Annotated in this window: 18 protein-coding genes and 1 pseudogene; 8 read left to right on the top strand and 11 right to left on the bottom strand. The window is 70.3% G+C overall.

From position 1 onward, the window contains the following. The 3 genes and pseudogenes from CFB82_RS15515 to CFB82_RS15505 all read left to right on the top strand — a co-directional run. Positions 1-284 (top strand): annotated as a pseudogene (locus tag CFB82_RS15515) (acetyl-CoA C-acetyltransferase); the annotation flags it as partial. 217 nt (positions 285-501) lie between these two features. Continuing rightward, entirely contained in the window at positions 502-1245 is a 744-nt protein-coding gene (gene phbB, locus CFB82_RS15510; protein WP_089484590.1) for an acetoacetyl-CoA reductase, read from the top strand. A gap of 108 nt (positions 1246-1353) precedes the next feature. After that, the gene (locus tag CFB82_RS15505; protein WP_089484589.1) at positions 1354-1560 is read left to right on the top strand and encodes a hypothetical protein; all 207 of its coding nucleotides are present in this window, start codon (positions 1354-1356) and stop codon (positions 1558-1560) included. 90 nt (positions 1561-1650) lie between these two features. Here the strand turns inward: CFB82_RS15505 and CFB82_RS15500 are convergent, their stop codons facing one another. The 10 genes from CFB82_RS15500 to CFB82_RS15455 all read right to left on the bottom strand — a co-directional run bounded on the left by CFB82_RS15500 (position 1651) and on the right by CFB82_RS15455 (position 12048). After that, entirely contained in the window at positions 1651-1998 is a 348-nt protein-coding gene (locus CFB82_RS15500; RefSeq protein ID WP_011353203.1) for a hypothetical protein, read from the bottom strand. Further along, a complete protein-coding gene (locus tag CFB82_RS15495; protein ID WP_089484588.1) occupies positions 1982-2491 on the bottom strand; it encodes a hotdog family protein in 510 nt (169 codons plus the stop codon). The genes CFB82_RS15500 and CFB82_RS15495 overlap by 17 nt, the downstream gene beginning before the upstream one ends. After that, on the bottom strand, positions 2491-3306 hold the full coding sequence (locus tag CFB82_RS15490) for a beta-ketoacyl synthase chain length factor (RefSeq protein ID WP_089484587.1): 816 nt from the start codon (positions 3304-3306) through the stop codon (positions 2491-2493). Before CFB82_RS15490 ends, CFB82_RS15495 begins: the two co-directional genes overlap by 1 nt. Before the next feature lie 8 nt (positions 3307-3314). After that, the gene (locus CFB82_RS15485; RefSeq protein WP_069248861.1) at positions 3315-4526 is read right to left on the bottom strand and encodes a beta-ketoacyl-[acyl-carrier-protein] synthase family protein; all 1212 of its coding nucleotides are present in this window, start codon (positions 4524-4526) and stop codon (positions 3315-3317) included. A gap of 63 nt (positions 4527-4589) precedes the next feature. Continuing rightward, positions 4590-5483, bottom strand: a complete 894-nt coding sequence (locus CFB82_RS15480) for a polysaccharide deacetylase family protein (RefSeq protein ID WP_089484586.1) — start codon at positions 5481-5483, stop codon at positions 4590-4592. Continuing rightward, positions 5480-7957, bottom strand: a complete 2478-nt coding sequence (locus tag CFB82_RS15475; RefSeq protein ID WP_089484585.1) for an MMPL family transporter — start codon at positions 7955-7957, stop codon at positions 5480-5482. Before CFB82_RS15475 ends, CFB82_RS15480 begins: the two co-directional genes overlap by 4 nt. Beyond that, positions 7957-8613 (bottom strand): outer membrane lipoprotein carrier protein LolA, encoded by a 657-nt coding sequence (locus tag CFB82_RS15470; RefSeq protein ID WP_069248858.1) that lies wholly within the window; start codon positions 8611-8613, stop codon positions 7957-7959. The genes CFB82_RS15475 and CFB82_RS15470 overlap by 1 nt, the downstream gene beginning before the upstream one ends. Beyond that, on the bottom strand, positions 8610-9599 hold the full coding sequence (locus CFB82_RS15465; protein WP_089484584.1) for an LpxL/LpxP family acyltransferase: 990 nt from the start codon (positions 9597-9599) through the stop codon (positions 8610-8612). Before CFB82_RS15465 ends, CFB82_RS15470 begins: the two co-directional genes overlap by 4 nt. Beyond that, complete coding sequence (locus CFB82_RS15460) at positions 9596-11344, bottom strand: AMP-binding protein (protein ID WP_089484583.1); 1749 nt, start codon at positions 11342-11344, stop codon at positions 9596-9598. Before CFB82_RS15460 ends, CFB82_RS15465 begins: the two co-directional genes overlap by 4 nt. 50 nt (positions 11345-11394) lie before the next feature. Further along, a complete protein-coding gene (locus tag CFB82_RS15455) occupies positions 11395-12048 on the bottom strand; it encodes a hypothetical protein (protein WP_089484582.1) in 654 nt (217 codons plus the stop codon). Between the two features lie 571 nt (positions 12049-12619). Between CFB82_RS15455 and CFB82_RS15450 the strand changes: the two genes are divergently transcribed. From CFB82_RS15450 to CFB82_RS15430, 5 genes are all read left to right on the top strand, one after another. After that, entirely contained in the window at positions 12620-12880 is a 261-nt protein-coding gene (locus CFB82_RS15450) for a phosphopantetheine-binding protein (protein ID WP_089484581.1), read from the top strand. Between the two features lie 111 nt (positions 12881-12991). After that, positions 12992-13708, top strand: a complete 717-nt coding sequence (fabG, locus tag CFB82_RS15445) for a 3-oxoacyl-ACP reductase FabG (protein WP_069249365.1) — start codon at positions 12992-12994, stop codon at positions 13706-13708. 87 nt (positions 13709-13795) lie between these two features. Further along, the gene (locus tag CFB82_RS15440; RefSeq protein WP_089484580.1) at positions 13796-15097 is read left to right on the top strand and encodes a chorismate transformation enzyme, FkbO/Hyg5 family; all 1302 of its coding nucleotides are present in this window, start codon (positions 13796-13798) and stop codon (positions 15095-15097) included. A 125-nt stretch (positions 15098-15222) separates the two neighbouring features. Further along, positions 15223-16005: a glycosyltransferase family 2 protein gene (locus tag CFB82_RS15435; RefSeq protein ID WP_089484579.1), complete on the top strand. Its 783-nt coding sequence runs from the start codon at positions 15223-15225 to the stop codon at positions 16003-16005. Between the two features lie 196 nt (positions 16006-16201). Next, positions 16202-16963, top strand: a complete 762-nt coding sequence (locus tag CFB82_RS15430) for a M48 family metallopeptidase (protein WP_089446404.1) — start codon at positions 16202-16204, stop codon at positions 16961-16963. Between the two features lie 100 nt (positions 16964-17063). Here the strand turns inward: CFB82_RS15430 and CFB82_RS15425 are convergent, their stop codons facing one another. After that, positions 17064-18776, bottom strand: coding sequence for a lactate permease LctP family transporter (locus tag CFB82_RS15425; RefSeq protein ID WP_089484578.1), 1713 nt, complete (start codon positions 18774-18776; stop codon positions 17064-17066). Positions 18777-18809 lie beyond the last annotated feature (33 nt).

Below are 18809 nucleotides of genomic sequence, written 5' to 3'. Positions count from 1 at the left end.
CGCTGGAGCGCGCGGGCTGGACGCCGGGCGACCTGGACCTGATGGAGATCAACGAGGCGTTCGCGGCGCAGGCGCTGGCGGTGCACAAGCAGATGGGCTGGGACACGTCGAAGGTGAACGTGAACGGCGGGGCGATCGCGATCGGCCACCCGATCGGCGCGTCGGGCTGCCGGATCCTGGTGACGCTGCTGCACGAAATGGCCAAGCGCGATGCGAAGCGCGGGCTGGCGTCGCTGTGTATCGGCGGCGGGATGGGTGTCGCGCTCGCGGTCGAGCGCGCCTGAGCAGGGTCTGACGAATCGTTCCGTGTGCGGCGCCAGCCAGCGCCGCACACGGGCGAAGCGGTTTTCGCGCACGACAAGCAGTCAACAACAAGCGCGAGGTGCCGGTGCGCGCCGTGCCCGCGATGCGGGCGGCTGCGCATCGAAGCGGTGGGGCGGCAGCCTGAGCGACGCCGCCGCTCCGCCTTGATCGATTACTTTTTTGTCGGTAATTAATAGGATGACTAAGCGAATTGCAGTTGTGACTGGTGGAATGGGCGGCCTCGGCGAAGCGATCAGCATCAGGTTGAACGACGCGGGCCACCGGGTAGTCGTCACGTATTCGCCGAACAATACCGGCGCGGACCGCTGGCTGACCGAGATGCACGCGGCCGGCCGCGAGTTTCACGCGTACCCGGTGGACGTGGCCGATCACGATTCGTGCCAGCAATGCATCGAGAAGATCACGCGGGACGTCGGCCCGGTCGACATTCTCGTGAACAATGCGGGCATCACGCGCGACATGACGCTGCGCAAGCTCGACAAGGTCAACTGGGATGCGGTGATCCGCACCAACCTCGATTCCGTGTTCAACATGACGAAGCCGGTCTGTGAAAGCATGGTCGAGCGCGGTTGGGGTCGCATCGTCAACATCTCGTCGGTGAACGGCTCGAAGGGTTCGGTCGGCCAGACCAACTACGCGGCCGCGAAGGCCGGCATGCACGGTTTCACGAAATCGCTCGCGCTCGAGATCGCGCGCAAGGGCGTGACGGTGAACACGGTGTCGCCGGGCTACCTCGCGACGAAGATGGTCACGGCGATCCCGCAGGACATTCTCGATTCGAAGATCCTCCCGCAGATTCCGGCGGGCCGGCTCGGCAAGCCCGAGGAAGTCGCCGCGCTGGTGGCTTACCTGTGCTCGGAGGAGGCCGGTTTCGTGACGGGCTCCAACATCGCGATCAACGGCGGCCAGCACATGCATTGACGTGTGGCGGCCCGCACGGCGTTCGCGCGCGAGCGGGTCGCGTTCCCCACTATCCCGTGCCGGAGCGGCGGCAGGCGCGCCGTTTCGGCCTCGCATTCCGGAGAACGCATGGGCGACACCTGGATGGGACTCGTGATCGGCGGCTCGGCGCTGGCCGTCGCGCTGACGATGGCGATCTCGCTCTACTGGCTCGAGCGGCGCCGCGCGCGGCTGCTGCGGAACTTCGATCATCGCGATTGCTCGCTCGTCGCGTACGGCAGGTGCTTCGCACGCGTGCGGACCCGGCCGGCACGCCGCCTGCGCGGCGCGCGTTGACAGCGGCGGCATTGCGGCAGTGACGCGTCAGGATTGACGAGCGGTCACGCATCGCGCGCACGCCTCCGGCGATGCGCGCGATGCCCGTGATCAATCGCTCTTTTCGCTCTTTCCACCCGACTCGCCCGAGTCGTTCTTGTGGAAGATCCGCTTCGTCGTGCGCTTGGTGGCATCCCAACCTTCGCGCGATGCGTGTGCGACCCCGTGCCCGACCGCCTTCGCGGCGCTCGCGGTCGCGTGGCCGAAGCTGCGGGCCGCCTCGCCGGTCTTGTGCGCGGCTTCCTTCGAATCGCGCTTGATGTCCTGCTTCACTTCCGACATGTCCGCGTGCGCGATCGGGCTGATCAGCGCCAGAACGAGCGCGGTGCCAATGAACTGACGAACTTTCACGACCTGGTTTCCTTCTCTTGAGTAAGCGGCTTCATCGAGGATTCGCATCGCCGGCCGGTGCCGGGCCTGGGCGAAACGCGCCGGCCGCCGACGCGTCGAGCATCACCGCGGCGCGGCCGGACAGCAGCACGCGATCGCCGCAGCGCAGCGCGAAGCCGTACAGCACCGAGCGGGCGTCGCCGCTCACGCGTTCCGCTTCGACGACGAGCGGCTGCGCAAACGTGTCGAGCCGGTCGACGAACGCGTCGACGTTGCGCACGCTCGCCAGATAGCCGACGCGTGGGCGCGCTTCGTGCGCACCGAGCAGCGCGCCGTGCACGGCCATCGCCTGCGCCGCGTATTCGATGCCGCAGACGGACGCGAGCCGGCCGTATGCGCGCAGCGGGTTGTGCGGATCGCGGTGGCTCGTCGCGGTACAGCGGATGCAGGCGGCATCCCACGCATCGACCGTATCCAGCAGGCACATCGCGCCGTCGTGCGGAATGTGCGCGGCGATCCACGCGTGATCGAGCGGCGGCGCGAGCGGGATCGTCGCAGTCATCACGCGCGCACCGTGAACGTGTCCGGCATCGCGACGTCGACCTGCACGCGTGTATCGGCCAGGTAGTCGAGCACGACGCGCGTCGAACGCCGCGCGGCGATGGCGTCGAGCAGCGGCAGTACGCGCGCGGCCGGATTGCCGGCGCGCAGTGCGTCGAGTTCGGTGTGCGCGAGTGGCGTGGCGGGTGCGTCGGCCAGCTGCACGTCGATGCGGGCGAGCGCGCGTTCGCTTGCTTCGGGCGCGAGCACGAGTGCCACGCCGAATGCGTCGCCGATCGGTCGCACCGTACGCAGCGGTTCCGGATAGTCGGTGTCGTACGCGATCAGCAGCGTCGGCACGCGATCGACGACGACCTGGCACAGGCTCTCGAGCAGGCCCGCGGCGAAGCTGCCGTCGTGCGCGCACAGCACGTTCGACGTCGCCATCGCGCGGGTCGCGATGCTCCAGTAGCCGGCCGGCGCGTTGTGCACGGAGTTGTGGAAGCGCGTCGGCGACAGCTGGCGATCATCGCCGGCCAGCGTCTCGCAGATCGCGTGGCAATTCTGCCCGTCGCCGCCCGAGGCGCTGAACACGGTCGCGAGCGTCGCGGCGTCGCGTCCGCTCGCGGCCACCGCTTCGTGGCCGGCCGCGAGCGCCGCGCGCACGACGGGGCCGGTGCGGCGCAGCTCGGCCGACGGCAGGCCGGCCGGGGGAGGCAGCTCGGTGCGGGCAGGCGCATACGGTACGCGGCCCGAGAGCACGTCGGCCGCGTGCGGCCAGTCGTTCAATCCGGGCCCGATGAGGCCGATGCTTTCGATGAAGGCGGTGAGTGTCATGGCGGGCCTCAACGGCGGGCGTGGTCGGCGCGGCCGAGGATCAGGCTGCAATTCGTGCCGCCAAAGCCGAACGAATTGGACAGGACGGCGCGCACGCGTGTATCGCGGCTCGCGAGCACGTAGTCGGCGGCGAGTGCCGGGTCGGGCTGCGTCGTGTTGACGCCGGCCGGCACGAACTGCTCGCGCAGCGCGAGCGCGGCGACGACAGCCTCGAGCGCACCCGCCGCGCCGAGCGTATGGCCGGTCGCGCCCTTCGTCGAGCTGCAAGGCGTACTGGCGAACAGCGCGCCGATCGCACGGCTTTCGGCCGCGTCGTTGCTCGGCGTCGCGGTGCCGTGCAGGTTCACGTAGTCGATATCGTTCGCACCGAGGCCGGCGGCGGTGAGCGCCTGCTCGATCGCGACGCGTGCGCCGAGCCCGTCCGGATGGGGCGACGACATGTGATGCGCGTCGCTCGATTCGCCGATGCCGAGCAGCAGGATCGCGTGGGCGTCGAGTGCGGCGGGCGGGTCGGGCATGCGTTCGACGAGCGCGAACGCGGCGGCCTCGCCGATCGAGATGCCGTCGCGCGCGACGTCGAACGGCCGGCACGGCTGGCGCGACAGCAGTTCGAGCGAATTGAAGCCGTACAGCGTCGTCAGGCACAGCGAATCGACGCCGCCGACGACGGCCGCGTCGATCAGGCCCGCCTCGATCATGCGGCGCGCGGAGCCGAACACTTTCGCGCCGGACGAGCAGGCGGACGAGATCGCCATCGCCGGCCCGCGCAGCGCGAAAAACGCGCGCACGAACGCGGCCGGCGAATACGGGTTGTGCGTCTGCGCGTAGCGGAAGTCGGCGGGCAGCGCGCCGCTCGCCGGATCGCGGCGCTGGTATGCGTGTTCGGTTTCGAGGATGCCGGCCGTGCTCGTGCCGATGAACACGCCGACGCGTGCCGCTCCATAGCGCGCGACGGCCGCCGCGACGCGTGCGTCGAAGCCGTCCTGCGTCAGGCCGAGCTGCGCGAGGCGGTTGTTGCGGCATTCGAAGTCGGCGAGATCAGCCCGCACGGGCTGCGCATCGACGCCGTCCACCGCGCCGATCCACGTGTCGAGATCCGCACGTTCGAAGTCGCAGGGCTGGAGCCCGCCGCGCGCGTCGCGCAGCGCATCGAGGGTCGCATCGAGGCCGCGGCCGATGCAACTGGTGGCGGTGAAGTGCGAGAGCAGGAGAGGTTTCACGAGGGTCGCATCCGGTGGCCGGAACGGGCGCCGCAGCAGGGCTGGCAGGCGCGCCGTTCGAGGTCAGATTTTATCAAACGGGGGTGCCGAACCGGCCGGCTCGCCCGGCCCGCCGGGCGGTTCCGGCGCGAGCGCCGCGCGCAGCGTGGTCCAGTGCAATTGCGCGTCGGCGGCCGCGCGCAGTACCGCGTGCAGCACGTCGAGCACGACCGGTTCGCCGCGCGCATCGCGCGCCGCGTGGCCGTCGTGCACGAGCAGGATGTCGCGCGCCGCGAGGCCGTGCAGCAGGCGGCGCGTGACGGTTGCTGCATCGTGTGCGCGCGTGTCGAAGCCGCGCCGCGTCCAGCTCGCGAGCTGCAGGCCGAGTTCGCACAGCACCGGCTCGAGAAACGGGTTGCGCAGGCCGGCAGGCGCACGGAAGAACAGCGGGCGCGTGCCGGCGATCTCGGTCAGTGTCTGCTGCGCGGCCGCGATCTCGCGCCGCAGCGCGGCGGGCCCCGACAGCGAGAACGTGTGGCGGTGCCGATGGCTGTGGTTCTCGATCGCATGACCGCGCGCGACGATCGCCTCGATCCAGCGCGGATGACGGCGCGCGAGATCGCCGATGCAGAAGAACGTCGCGCGCGCGTCGTAACGGTCGAGCAGGTCGAGCACGCGCGGCGTGACGTCCGGGTCCGGGCCGTCGTCGATCGTCAGTGCGATGCGGCGGCCCGCGTTGGCCGGCAGGCGCGTCCAGTTCGGGCCGAGCAATGTGCTGCGCGGCCACAGGCCGGCGGCGGTCAGCGCGAGATGCGACGCGACCACGCCACCGACCGCCCACGGCCACGCGGCCGGCTGCGCGACGACGGCGGCCGCCGCGCCCGCATGCAATGCGGCCGTGCCCGCGATCAGCGGCGTCGGCTTCCAGCGGCGCGTATCGCCGGGCTGCCGCGACGGAACGGACGACGGCGCGTTCATGCGCGGCTTCCTCGATGACGGTTGATGGCCGCAGCCTCGGCCGGACGCGGCGCGAGAATCGCGGCGAATGCGAGCGTGAGCATCGCGCCCGGGCCGACGGTCAGCCCGAAGGTTTCGAGCAACGGCACGCGTGACAGCGCCAGCAGCCCGAAGCCGGCGACCGTCGCGAGGTTCGCGATCAGCAGCGACACGAGCGTGTACGGCGTGACGGGCTGCGCGTCGTCGCGCTTGCAGAAGAACAGCGCGTAGTTCGAGCCGACCGCGACGATCAGCAGCATCCCGACGAGATGCAGGATCGTCAGCTGCACGCCGGCGAGCGCGAAGCCGGCCGTCACGACCAGCACGGCCGCAACGAGCGGCGCGAGCGTGCGCATGACACGGCGCGGCGAGCGCAGCGCGATCAGCAGCAGCACGGCGATCGCGGCGAAGCCCGCGAGCGACAGCCGGATGTCCTCGTGCACATAGCTCACGTACAGGCGATCGGCTTCGGCCTTCATGTCGACGAACAGCGCATCGGGCACGCCCGCGCGGGCGACGGCTTCGCGAATCGGCGTGGCATCGAGGCTCGATGCCGGTTGCGCGGCGCGGGCGGCGTCCGGCGCGCGCAGCGGCAGCATCGCGCTCCAGCGGCCGTCGCGTTCGGTCAGCAGCGCGTCGACGGCGAGCGCCATCGACGTGCCGCGCAAGTCCGCGCGCGTCAGCAGCGGGGCGTGGCGCGCGGCCTCGACGTCGGCGATGAACGGCGTGAACAGGTCGGGTTTGACCGCGATCGGCTGGTTCGCGACCGCATCGTGCATCCGCGCGGCGAGCACACCGCCATCCGGCAGGCTCGCCTGGCGTGCGCGCTGTGCGGCATCGCTCGGCAGGTAGCGCGCGGGGTTTTCGAAACCGGCGAGCGCGCCACGGTCGACCAGCGGCTGCAATTGCGCGGCCGCCTTCTCGGCGCCTTCGAGCGCGGCCTGTTCGGTCGATGCGGAAATCACGACGAGATAGCGCACATCGGGTGCGCCGACATCGGCGCGCAGCCGCGCATCGAGCGCCTGCGCGTGCGCCGGCACCGGGCTGAGCGCGGCGAGCTCGCGGCTCCACAGGCCGTCGCGATGCAGCACGAGCGTCGCGCCCGCGGCGATCACCAGCACGGCGAGCGGACAGCGCAGCCGCGGCGCGGCGTCGGCCGCACGCGCGAGCACGGCGCCGACACGCGACACGTCGCGGATCGCGACATGCTCGCCGCGCAGGTGCGGCAGCACGAAGCGCGTGACGAGCGCGGCGGCCGTCAGCCCGACGATCGAATACAGCCCGAGCTGCACGAGGCCGGGGAATCCGGAGAACAGCATCGACGCGAACCCGCACACGGACGTCAGCACGCCGAGCCGGATCGTCGGCCAGTACGCGGCGACCCATGCGCGCGTCGCGTCGGCCGGGCGTGCCGTGCCGCGCGTGCCGGCCTGCGCCGACTGCACGAACAGGTAGATCGAATAGTCGACGGCTTCGCCGATCAATGTCGTGCCGAAGCCGAGCGTCAGCCCATGGACCGTGCCGAACGCGAGGCTGACCGCCGCGATTCCTGCAGCGACGCCCGTCAGCACCGGCAGCAAGCCGAGCGCGAGCGTGCGCGGCGAACGGTACAGCGTCAGCAGCAGCGCGACGATCAGCACGACGCTCGCCGTCGACAGCCGTTCGACGTCGTGCCGGATCGTGTCGCGCGTGTCGACCGAGAACACGCCGGGGCCCGTCATCGCGAGCGTGGCCGCGGCGGCGTTCGGCACGGCCTGCTGCGCGGCGGCGAACGCGCGGCGCACGGAGTCGATCGCGCGGGCCTGCGCGTCGGTATCGGAACCGGCGGCGGCCGTCTGCACGACGAGCACCGCGCGGGTGCCGTCGCGCGACGCCCACACGCCGTCACGGCTCGCCGGTTCGGCCGCGCTGTCGAGCGGGTCGATGAGCGTGGCGACTTCGCCGGTCGGATCGCGCGGCAGCATCGCCTTGGCCACGAGGCCGGCCGACGAGCTCAGCAGGTCGAGGCTGTCGCCGAGCGCCTGATGCAGGCCGGCGGCGCTGAAGCGCTGCGGCGTGACGGCCGGGCTCAACAGGTAGCGATGATCGAAGATGAGCTGGCGGTCGCGCGCGTCGTTCGCGGCTTCGCCGTTGTGAACGGCCGCGAATTGCGGATCGGTGCGCAGCGCACCGGCGACGCGTCGCGACAGCGCGGCGCGCGTCGTGGCATCGCCGCCGTCGATCGCGACGAGGATCAGACGCGACACGACGCCGTCGCGCAACTGGTCGACGAGCACGCGCTGCCCGGCGCTCGGCGCGCTGGGCAGGAACGCGGACAGGTCGGCCGTGAAGTGCGCGCGCCCGATCGCGACGCCGCACGCGATGAGCGCGAGCAGCCACACGAGCACCGCGCGCTGCCGCAGCGCGTGCAGGCGGCGCGCGACCGGTGACGCGAGGGGGCGGGTGCGTTCGTCCATCAGTTCGGGTTCGCCGGAACGGGCTGCAGCCGCATCACCGAACGGTCGCCGTCGGCCTGCCGGATCGCGACGCTGCGCAACACGTCGCGCGTGCCGTCGAGCGTGATCGTGCTGACGACCTTCAGCATCCGCGAGTCGAGCGGCGTGAGCGTCAGCGTCCAGTCGTCGCCGCGCCCGGCGAGCGCGACCTTGTACACCTGTTCGAGCGCGAAGCGGTTGCCGGCGAGCGTCGCGCGGATGCTGTCGATGAACGCGCCGAGTTCCGGATAGCGTGCGAGCGCGAGCGTGAACTTGCGGTTGTTGCGCTCGACGGTGAGCATGTCGCCGTCGACGACGAGGTGTTCGGGCTTCGGGCTCAGCGTGTGCTTCTCGAGATGGTCAGGCGCGACGAACACGAGTTCGCCCGACGATTCGACCGGCTGCGTCGCGATCGACAGGGTCTTCGTCTCGGTGAACGTCGCGCGCCCCGACTTGTGTTGCGCAAGCGTCGACATCAGCCGGTCGAGGTTCCACGCCGGTGCCGTGTCGGCTGCCTGCGCGGGCCCGGCCGTCAGCGCGAACGCGGTGGTGGTCGCCGCGACGGCGACGGTCAGCGCGCGGACGGCGCGACGCAGCGCGGACGGAAGCGTGGGCAGGCAGCGGCGAACGGCGGTCATGCGTCGGAATCCCTCGTGGCGGACAGGCCGGCACCGGCGCGCGCCGCGTCGCTGCGTGCGGTCACGGTCACGGTCGCGGCATCGCTGCCTTGCCAGAAATCGAAATAGTTGAACCAGTTGTACGGTGCCGCGCGGCAGTATTGGTCGAGCAGCGCGACGTAGCGCGCGAGTGCCGCGTCGACGGCCGCCGCGCGTGCGTCGCGCCGCACGTCGGAGAAATCGGCGAGCGTCTCGAAGTGCACATCGTAGCGGTTGCCGTCGCGATAGAGGCCCGTCATGAAGATCACCGGCCGCTTCAACATCGCGGCCATGTAGAGCGGCCCGAGCGGGAACGCGGCCGGCGCGCCGAGCAACGGCAGCCGGCGCAGCGACGCGGCCGCGTCGTCGAGCAGCGTGCGGTCGGCGAGCATGCCGACCATGCAGTTCGCGTCGAGGCGCTCGCGCACCTTCAGCATCGAGTCGACCTGCCCGAGCGGAATCACTTCCGGCTGCGCGGCGGGATTCACCGCGGCGAGCGTCGCGTTGATCTTGCGCGCGTTCTTCTCGTACATCGTCACGACGACGCGCAGGTCCGGGTGCGTGCGGCCGATCGCGCGCACGACCTCGAAGCTGCCGAGGTGCGCGCCCATCAGGAACGCGCCGCGTCCGCCCGCGAGCGCGTCGTCGACGAGCGTTTCACCGTGCAGCCGGATGTCGAACAGGTCGAAGCGTCCGTTCATCAGGTAGATGCGGTCGTGGATCGTTGCCGCGAACGTGAACACGTGCCGGTACACGTCGCGCCAGCGCGCGGGGCGGCCGAGCACGCGGCGCAGGTAGTCGCGCGACGCTGCGCACGCGACCGGCGAGAACAGCACGAAATACGTCGCGATCAGGTGCAGCACGACGCGCGCGCGCTGCCGGCCGAAGCGCAGCGAGATCCACGTCATCACGCGCAGCAAGCCCGCGTTGCTGCGCTCCTGGCGTTCGGCCCACGCGGTGCGCTTCATGGTTGCGCGCCATCCTGCGCGGCCGGCGGTGCGGACAGCACGCCGCTCGCGACCTCGCGCGCCCCGGCGCGCAGCGTGAAGCGGATCGCACCGCTCGCTGCGGCGTCGTAAGCGAGATCGAGCGGTTCGCCGGGTGCGACCGGGCTCAGGAATTTCGCGGGCCCGAGCCGCCACGTGTGCAGCGGGCGGTCCAGCGCCGCACCGATCGCGTGGATCGCGTGATCGAGCAGCACGACGCCCGGCACGACCGGATGGCCGGGGAAGTGGCCGGGCAGCGCCGGGTGATCGGCGGGGATCGTGAACCCGAGCGCGGGCGCAGGCGCGCCGGCCGGGTCGCGCACGGGCGTCGGCGCGGCCGAAGCACGCGCATGTTGCGCAACGAGCGCGGCGAGCACGTCGCGCGGCAGCTTGCCCGTTTCGTTGCGCGGCAGCGCGTCGACGAACACGAGCGGGCGCGGCATGAACGCGGGATCGATCCGCTCGCGCAGCGCGCGCTGCAGATCGGTGGCCGCGAGCGTCGGCGCGACGACCAGCGCGACGAGGCGCGTGACCGGTTCGAGGCCCGCGCCGGCGTGGGCGGGCGCGGCTTCGTCGGGCATGAAGAACACGCCGTCGATCACCTGCGGAATCGCATTGAGCTGATGGTTCAGGTACGCGAGCGACGTGCGCTTGCCGGCGATGTTGACGAGGTCGGCCTTGCGGCCGTGCAGCAGGAACCGGCCGTCGCCGAGCAGTTCGAGCGCATCGCCCATCGGCACGGGCGCTTCGACGTGCCCGCCCGACACCCAGATCGTCGGCTCGCCGTCGTCGCTTTCCGGTTCGTCGCGCGCGTCGAGCCGGATGCCCGGGAACAACGTCCAGGTCGCGCCTTGCGACGTGCGGCGGGTCGCGATCTGGCCGGTCTCGGTGCTGCCGTAGATCTCGACGAGCGGCGCGTCGAGCGCGGCCTCGGCTTCGCACGCGAGCTTTTCCGACAGCGGCGCGGTGGCCGACAGCACGAGCGCGGCAGGCGGCAGCGCATGGCCGGCCGCCAGCAGCGCACGCAGGTGGATCGGCGACGTGACGAGCACGCGCGGCTGCGGGATCGCGTCGAGTTCGTCACGAATGTCGACCGGGTAGAACGGCTGGCGGTTGCTGAACGCGAGGCCGGCGATCAGCGCGAGCAGCACCGTCGACTCGAAGCCGTACATGTGCTGCGCGGGCACCGTGCCGATCAGCGTGGCCGCACGGCCGTCGAGCAGCCCGAGGCGGTCGGCCGCCGCGCGCACGCAGCCGACCAGGAAGCCCCAGGTCTTGCGGTGCGGCACCGGCGCGCCGGTCGAGCCGGACGTGAACACGTAGGCCATGATTCGCGCCGCGTCGATCTGCGGCACGACGAACGGCGCATCGCTCGCGGGCTCGCCGGGGGCGGCATCGGGGTACGCGAAGCGCGGCAGGTCGATCGTGCAGTCGGGCGCGTCGTGCAGGCAGAACGCGTCGGGCGCGAACGATGCGAGCTGGCGGACCATTTCGGGCGTGTGCGTCGACGGCAGCAGGCTGATCTTGCCGGCAACGAGCGCCGCGCACAGGCTGACCGCGAAGCGGTAACGGTCGCGGCACACGTTGAACACGTGGCCGCCGGGTGGCAGTGTGGCGGCCACGCGCGCGACGTCGGCGACGAACGCGCGCACGGTGACGGGCGCGCCGTCGCGCCAGGCGATCGTCTGGTCCGGCGACGAATGGAAAACCAGCGGGTGAGTCGGCATAAATCGGTCAAAACGGGAGCGAAGGCCGGCGCGTCGCGCCGGCCGTGAATTCATCGTGACGGCTGCGATGCGTGCGTCGTCGCGCGATACGCGCGCACCGCATCGACCATGCGCGGCCGCGGTTCGTGCGGTAGTGCGAAACGCCGGCACGCATGCTCGGCGGCGAACATCACGGCGACGAGCGGCAGCGACAGGTAGTTCGCGAACGTCGACCACGTGACGATCGGCGCGGTCGCGAACAGCAGCGTCGACACGGCGGCGATCGCGACGAAGAACAGCGTCCACGCGAGCGTGATCTGCCGTGTGTAGCGCGCGACGGCCGGCGTGATCGCGCCGTGGATCATCGTCGCGAAGCGCGTGCACAGCGGCACCTGGCCGGCCGCGAGCGTGCGGCCGAACAGCAGCGCCATCGCGAGGTTGAAACTCGCGTGTTCCAGATACAGGCCCCATTCGAAATGCCGGGCGAGCGGCACGCGCGCGACCCATAGCGCGGCGGCGGCAAGCAGCCACGCCGGCACGAGCCACGCCCGATGCGGCGAGCGCAGCGCCGCGCCGAATGCGAGCAGCAGCGGCGGCACGAGCGCCATCGCGAGGCCGAAGCCGTGCGCGCCGGGCGTCGCGGCCGCGTAGTGCGCGCCGGCCTGGTACGCCGCGACGGCGCCGACCGCGGCGATGCCGCGCGCGACGGGCAGCAGCCGGCTCATCGGCGGCCTCCGCACACGCGGCGCGCGAACGCGTGCCCGGCGGCCGGGCGGCAGCGGACGGACGGGCGAACCGGAACGGAGCGGAAGGAAGGGCGCGGCATGACTGGCGACATCGGGCGGATCGTGGCCGGACGCGGTGGTCGGGCCGTCAAACATCATATGAATGGCAGCCGGGACGCGGGTCCGGGCCGGTGGTCGGGCACGCTCATTTTAGGGCCGCGGCACCGCTGTTCGGGGCGGGCGCGAACGGGTTTTGTAACCGATTGTATGGCGCCGGACGAACGGTTTCGCGGGGTCGGTCCATTTCCATCCGAAGCGGCTCAAGCGTCTCGTGCATTCGGGTCCCGAAACGGGCCGCGGAGCCGGCTCGCCAGTCTGTAACCATTGGCGGTATACGGCCCGATACCCGTTCGTCTAGAATCCGCGTAACTTTTACAAACGATCCCCAAATAAAGCAGGCGGGGAAGCCGGCAGACGCCGGAGGGACGGAGATTCGCACGCGCCGGGCGTGCATGGCGATTGCCGTTTCCGGGCACCTTCCGCTGCCACGGGCCGCCTGCCCGCACGCATGATGAACGCACTGGAACAAGAGCTCGCCACGCTGATCATCGGCGAATTGAATCTCGAAGACGTCACGCTCGACACCGTGACGGCCGAGACCCCGCTGTATGGAGAGGGTTTCGGGCTCGACTCCATCGACATCCTGGAAATCGCCCTGCTGATCTCGAAGAAATACGGTTTCGAGCTGCGTTCGGACAATCCGGACAACCAGAAGATCTTTGCGACGCTCGGTGCACTGGCTGCGTACGTCGCCGCGCACCGCGCGAAGTGACGGCGTCCGCGCACGGGCGCGACGCGCAGATGAGGACGGCAGGCGGCCGCGATCGGCAGACGATACGCGGCCGCGTCGATCGAGGTGGAACGCGATGAACGGAGCAATTCGATGCGCTCGCTCGTGACGGGCGGCAGCGGCGCACTCGGGCAGGCGATCTGCACGGCGCTCGCGCAGGCCGGCCATGAAGTGTGGGTCCATGCGAACCGCCATCTCGCGCAGGCGGAGGCCGTCGCGCAGCAGATCGTCGCGGCCGGCGGCACCGCGCACGCGATCGCGTTCGACGTGACCGACGCCGATGCGACGCTCGCCGCGCTGAAGCCGTTCATCGACGATGCGCCGGTGCAGATCCTCGTCAACAACGCAGGCATTCACGACGATGCGCCGATGGCCGGCATGTCGCGACAACAGTGGCACAGCGTGCTCGACGTGACGCTCAACGGCTTCTTCAACGTCACGCAGCCGCTGCTGTTGCCGATGATCCGCACGCGGCGCGGCCGGATCGTCAACATCGCGTCGGTGGCCGGCGTGACCGGCAATCGCGGGCAGGTCAACTACGCGGCCGCGAAGGCGGGGCTGATCGGTGCGACGAAGTCGCTGTCGCTGGAGCTCGCGTCGCGCGGCATCACCGTGAACGCGGTCGCGCCCGGCATCATCGAATCGCCGATGGCCGAGCACGCGTTTCCCGCCGAACGCATCAAGCAGCTCGTGCCCGCGCAGCGCGCGGGCCGGCCCGACGAAGTCGCGGCGATGGTCGCGTACCTGGTGTCCGACGCCGCGGCCTATGTGACGGGACAGGTGCTGTCCGTCAACGGCGGGCTCGCCTGACGAAGCGCGCAGCGTCGGCGTGACGTAACGCAACGCGGCGCAGGCCGCGATGTTGCGCGGCCTGCGCCGCATAGTGAGGAAATCGAAGTGTCCGTGCATCCAGTCGACGCCGAACGGCGCCCGTGTTCCCTGTCGTCCTCTGCCGCGCCCGTCGTGCGCGGACAGACGGCGGCCGGGCCGGCCGCATCGCGATCGTGCGAAGAAGCGCTCGCGCAAGGCGGCGGCCGCGCACTGCGGCTCGTCCGGATGAGCCATGCGCGGCTCGCCGCGTTGCTGCACGATGCGCGTGGTCGTGGCGATGGATTCGAGCGCGCGTTTCCCGGCGCGTTGGGTGCGGTGTGCATTGGCGCGGGCACGGCATCGCACGCCGAATCACGAGCGGACGCGGCCGCACGGATGCTGGCCGATGTCGTGCCCGACCTGCCGGTCGCACCGGTGCCGATGACGCTGCTCGGCGCCGGCATCGCGCCGGACGACGCCGTCTGCGAAATCTGGCAATGCCATGCGCGCGACCTGCGCAGCGAACGGCGCGGCGCGCTGCACTATCGGTACAGCGAAACGGCGGGCCTCGTGTTCGGTAGCATCCTCGTGCACGAAGAAGCACATGAGGCGAACGAGTCGCACGACAGCGGCACCCCGCTCGAACGCGCGACCCACGACGCGTACCGCACGCTGTTCGACGTGCTCGATTCGATCGGCATGCCGCATCCGCTGCGCATCTGGAATACCGTGCCGGCGATCAATGCCGTGCAGTTCGGGATCGAGCGCTATCGTCAGTTCAATATCGGCCGCCAGCACGCGTTCGATGCGTGCCGCCGCGCACTGACGGGCGGCGTGCCGGCCGCATGCGCGCTCGGCTCGGTCGTGCCGTTCGCGGGCGATGCATCGCCGGGCGCGCCGCTCGCGATTCATTTCCTCGCGAGCCGCACGCCGGCCGATCCGGTCGAGAACCCGCGCCAGGTCAGCGCGTATCACTATCCGGCGGAGTACGGCCCGCGGGCGCCGACGTTCGCGCGCGCCGCCGCCTGGTCGGACGGCGATGCCGCGCCGGTGCTGTTCGTGTCGGGCACCGCGAGCATCGTCGGCCACCGCACCGTGCATCACGGCGACGTCGTCGCGCAAACGCGCGAGACGGTCGCGAACCTCGCGGCCGTGCTCGAGCAGGCCGCGCGCCAGGGGCACGGCCCGTTCTCGCTCGCCGACCTGAGCTATCGCGTCTACGTGCGCGACGCTGGCGACGCCGCGGCGCTGGCCGCGATCGAGCACGTGCTGCGCGAGGCGGCCGGCCCCGGCGTGCGGCCGCTCGTCGTTCATGCGGACGTGTGCCGCGACGACCTGCTGGTCGAGATCGAGGCCAGCGCGGGTCACGAGGAGGCATGGTTGTCATGAAGCGGGAAAACCTCACGATCGAGCAACCGGCCCCGCACGCGGGAGACGTCGACGAAGCCTGCCGACGGTCGCCGGCAAGTCATAAACTTTTGTCAGGATCCCCGTCTTCGCAATCGGCCGTTTCCATGTCCAAGCTGCACGCCTCGTCCACCCATCTCGTCCTGATTCCGAGCTACAACCCGGGCGCCAAGGTCGACACGACCGTGCGCAATGCCCGCGCGCAGTGGAATCCGGTGTGGGTCGTCGTCGACGGCAGCACCGACGGCAGCGCCGAACGGCTGCAGGCGATGGCCGAGCGCGACCCGGGGTTGCGCGTGATCGTGCTGCCGGAGAACCGCGGCAAGGGCGCCGCGGTGCTCGCCGGGCTCGACGCGGCGGCCGCGAGCGGCTTCACGCATGTGTTGACGATGGATTCCGACGGCCAGCATCCGGCCGACCTGATTCCCGCGTTCATGGCCGCGTCGCAGGCCGCGCCCGATACGATGGTGCTGGGCGTGCCGAAGTTCGACGCGAGTGCGCCGCAGTTGCGCGTGCAGGGCCGCCGTCTGTCGAACGCGTGGGCCGACCTCGAGACGCTGTGGGCCGGGATCGGCGATTCGCTGTACGGGTTTCGCGTGTATCCGGTCGCGCCGCTGGCCGCGATCATGCGCCGCCAGCCGTGGATGCGCGGCTTCGACTTCGATCCCGAGGCGGCCGTGCGGCTGTGCTGGGCCGGCGTGCGGCCGATCCGCATCGACGCGCCGGTGCGCTATTTCGGCCGGCACGAGGGCGGCGTCTCGCACTTCCATTACGGGCGCGACAACGCGCTGCTCGCGTGGATGCACCTGCGCCTGTTCACCGGTTTCGCGTTGCGGCTGCCGATGCTGGTCGCGCGGCGGCTGACGCGACGCCGCGACCAGACGGCCTGAGCCCGCCCGTTTCCCCTTCCGGTCGTCGCCCGGCTGCGGCGATTGCTCCGTTTTCCGTCGTCAATTCCGTGCCGACGCGCCGATTCGTTCCCGTTCGTTGAGTAATCAACGTGTCATATGATGTAAACATCTGGTAATTTTCTGCCGGATTATGCAAAATCGCCGCTCCCAAATACAACTATCGAGGGATTCCGGGATGCAACTCAAGAAAGCGGTGGCAGCGTGTGGCGTGGCGTTTCTGTTGAGCGCGTGCGGCGGGGTACAGAGCCTTGACGCGAACAGCCTGACGTCGGCGGGGACCAGCCTGTACAAGGCAGCGACGCTGTCGGACAGCGACATCGCCGCACTGTCGAACGACTCGTGCAAGGCGAGCGATGCCGAATCGAAGATCGCGCCGGCGAACAGCGCGTACGCGAAGCGCCTGACGAAAGTGATGAAGGGCTTCGGCGACATGACGCTGAATGGCCAGAAGATCAACTACAAGGTCTACATGACCAAGGACGTCAACGCGTGGGCGATGGGCAACGGCTGCGTGCGCGTGTACAGCGGCCTGATGGACCAGATGAACGACGACGAGCTGCGCGGCGTGATCGGCCATGAAATGGGCCACGTTGCACTGGGTCACTCGAAGAAGGCGATGCAGACGGCCTACGCGGTCAGCGCGGCGCGCACCGCGGCCGGCGCGGCATCGCCGGGCGTGGCGGCACTGACGAGCTCGCAGCTCGGCGACATCACCGAGAAGTTCATCAACGCGCAGTTCTCGCAGACGCAGGAAAGCGCGGCCGACGACTACTCGTTCGACCTGATGAAGCAGAAGGGCATGAACCAGAAGGGCCTCGTCACCGCATTCCAGAAGCTCGCAAAGCTGGACGGAGGCAAGAGCTCGATGATGGATTCGCACCCGTCGTCGGCGAGCCGCGCGCAGCACATCGAGGATCGCATCGCGAAGGGCAGCTGATCGCGCAACGGGGCGCCTGCCGAAGCGGGCGATCCAGCGGCGACATGAAAAACCCCACGCTCTTCCGGGCGTGGGGTTTTGTTTTTGGGGCGGGCGCCGCTTACGGCACCATCCCCGGCAGCACGTACGCCTGCGCGAGCGTGATCAGCCCGACGATCACCGCGAACAGCAGGCTGTGCCGCACCGTGAAGCGGAACAGCTCCGATTCCTTGCCGACGAGGCCCGTCGCCGCGCAGGCGACCGCGATCGACTGCGGCGAGATCATCTTCGCGGTCACGCCGCCCGTCGTGTTCGCGGCCACCGCGAGCGTCTCGGGCACGCCGAGCTGATGGGCCGTGGCCTGCTGCAGCGAGCAGAACAGCGCATTCGACGACGTGTCCGAGCCCGTCAGGAACACGCCGAGCCAGCCGAGGAACGGCGAGAAGAACGGGAACGCGGCGCCGGTCGCGGCCAGCATCAGCGCGAGCGTCGACGACATCCCCGAATAGTTCGCGACGAACGCGAACGCGAGCACGAGGCCGATCGACAGGATCGGGCGCGTCAGCTCCTTCAGCGTCTCGCCGAACGTGACGAGTGCGTCGCGCGGCTTCATCCGCAGCAGCGCCATCGAGATCAGCGCGGTCACGAGGATCGCGCTGCCCACCGCCGACACGAGATCGATCTTCAGCACCGCGTCGAGCGCCTTCGGCGTCGCGGCGATCGGCGCGGTTTTCACGACGAGCTGGTCGAGTCCCGCCACATGGAACTTCAGCACGGTCGACGCGAGTGCGCCGTGCGCGGCAAACAGCGCCTTGAACGGCGCGATGCTCCATACGGTGACGACGGCCGTCAGGATCAGGAACGGCGACCACGCGCGCACGGTCTGCGCGAGCGTGTACGGCGACGCCTGCCGGCTCGTGCCGGTGCCGAAGCCGCTGCGTGAGCCGGCACCGCCGAAGCCCGCGAGCGCGGCGCCGCCGCCCGACGCGACGAGGCCGCCGGCCGTCTGCTTCGCGGTGCGCGGCTGCCAGACCTTTAGGAACGCGGCGAGCGCGACGAGGCTCACGAGCGACGACGTGATGTCCGGCAGCTCGGGCCCGATGTGGTTCGACGTGAAGTATTGCGTCACCGCGAAGCTGCCGCCCGCGACGAGCGCGGCCGGCCACGTCTGCCGCACGCCGCGCAGCCCGTCCATCATGAACACGAGCCAGAACGGCACCGCGAGCGACAGCAGCGGCAGCTGGCGGCCGGCCATCGCGCCGATATGGAACGGGTCGATGCCCGTCACCTGCCCGGCGACGATGATCGGAATGCCCATCGCACCGAACGCGACCGGCGCGGTGTTTGCAATCAGGCACAGTCCTGCCGCGTGCAGCGGCTTGAAGCCGAGGCCGACGAGCAGCGCGGCGGTGATCGCGACGGGCGCGCCGAAGCCGGCCGCGCCTTCGAGGAATGCGCCGAACGAAAAGCCGATCAGCAGCATCTGCAGGCGCTGGTCGTCGGTGATCGACAGCACGGACGCGCGAATGATGTCGAACTGACCGGTCTTCACGACGATCTTGTACAGGAACACGGCCGCGACGATGATCCACGCGATCGGCCAGATGCCGTACGCGAAGCCGAAGCCGGCCGCCGCGAGCGCCTGCGGCACGGGCATTCCGTACGCGAGGATCGCGACGCCGAGCGACAGCAGCAGCGTGATCGCGGCGGCGACGTGGCCCTTGAGCCGCAGCGCGGCCAGCGCGACGAAAAAGAAGATGATCGGGATTGCGGCGACGAACGCCGACAGCCCGAGGCTGCCGAGCGGGGTGTAGATCTGATGCCAGGCCTGCATGGATGTCTCCTCCATAGGTTTTTGTCGATACGG

Origin of the sequence: Burkholderia sp. HI2714, assembly GCF_002223085.1 — a bacterium.
Taxonomy (GTDB): domain Bacteria; phylum Pseudomonadota; class Gammaproteobacteria; order Burkholderiales; family Burkholderiaceae; genus Burkholderia; species Burkholderia lata_D.
This window is presented reverse-complemented; position numbering and strand designations above follow the sequence as displayed.

Bases quoted from the DNA above. Each gene is read 5' to 3' on its own strand.
- phbB (WP_089484590.1), top strand. From the start codon at position 502: ATGACTAAGCGAATTGCAGTTGTGACTGGTGGAATGGGCGGCCTCGGC.
- CFB82_RS15505 (WP_089484589.1), top strand. From the start codon at position 1,354: ATGGGCGACACCTGGATGGGACTCGTGATCGGCGGCTCGGCGCTGGCC.
- CFB82_RS15500 (WP_011353203.1), bottom strand. From the start codon at position 1,998: ATGCGAATCCTCGATGAAGCCGCTTACTCAAGAGAAGGAAACCAGGTC.
- CFB82_RS15495 (WP_089484588.1), bottom strand. From the start codon at position 2,491: ATGACTGCGACGATCCCGCTCGCGCCGCCGCTCGATCACGCGTGGATC.
- CFB82_RS15490 (WP_089484587.1), bottom strand. From the start codon at position 3,306: ATGACACTCACCGCCTTCATCGAAAGCATCGGCCTCATCGGGCCCGGA.
- CFB82_RS15480 (WP_089484586.1), bottom strand. From the start codon at position 5,483: ATGAACGCGCCGTCGTCCGTTCCGTCGCGGCAGCCCGGCGATACGCGC.
- CFB82_RS15475 (WP_089484585.1), bottom strand. From the start codon at position 7,957: ATGGACGAACGCACCCGCCCCCTCGCGTCACCGGTCGCGCGCCGCCTG.
- CFB82_RS15470 (WP_069248858.1), bottom strand. From the start codon at position 8,613: ATGACCGCCGTTCGCCGCTGCCTGCCCACGCTTCCGTCCGCGCTGCGT.
- CFB82_RS15465 (WP_089484584.1), bottom strand. From the start codon at position 9,599: ATGAAGCGCACCGCGTGGGCCGAACGCCAGGAGCGCAGCAACGCGGGC.
- CFB82_RS15460 (WP_089484583.1), bottom strand. From the start codon at position 11,344: ATGCCGACTCACCCGCTGGTTTTCCATTCGTCGCCGGACCAGACGATC.
- CFB82_RS15455 (WP_089484582.1), bottom strand. From the start codon at position 12,048: ATGAGCCGGCTGCTGCCCGTCGCGCGCGGCATCGCCGCGGTCGGCGCC.
- CFB82_RS15450 (WP_089484581.1), top strand. From the start codon at position 12,620: ATGAACGCACTGGAACAAGAGCTCGCCACGCTGATCATCGGCGAATTG.
- fabG (WP_069249365.1), top strand. From the start codon at position 12,992: ATGCGCTCGCTCGTGACGGGCGGCAGCGGCGCACTCGGGCAGGCGATC.
- CFB82_RS15435 (WP_089484579.1), top strand. From the start codon at position 15,223: ATGTCCAAGCTGCACGCCTCGTCCACCCATCTCGTCCTGATTCCGAGC.
- CFB82_RS15430 (WP_089446404.1), top strand. From the start codon at position 16,202: ATGCAACTCAAGAAAGCGGTGGCAGCGTGTGGCGTGGCGTTTCTGTTG.
- CFB82_RS15425 (WP_089484578.1), bottom strand. From the start codon at position 18,776: ATGCAGGCCTGGCATCAGATCTACACCCCGCTCGGCAGCCTCGGGCTG.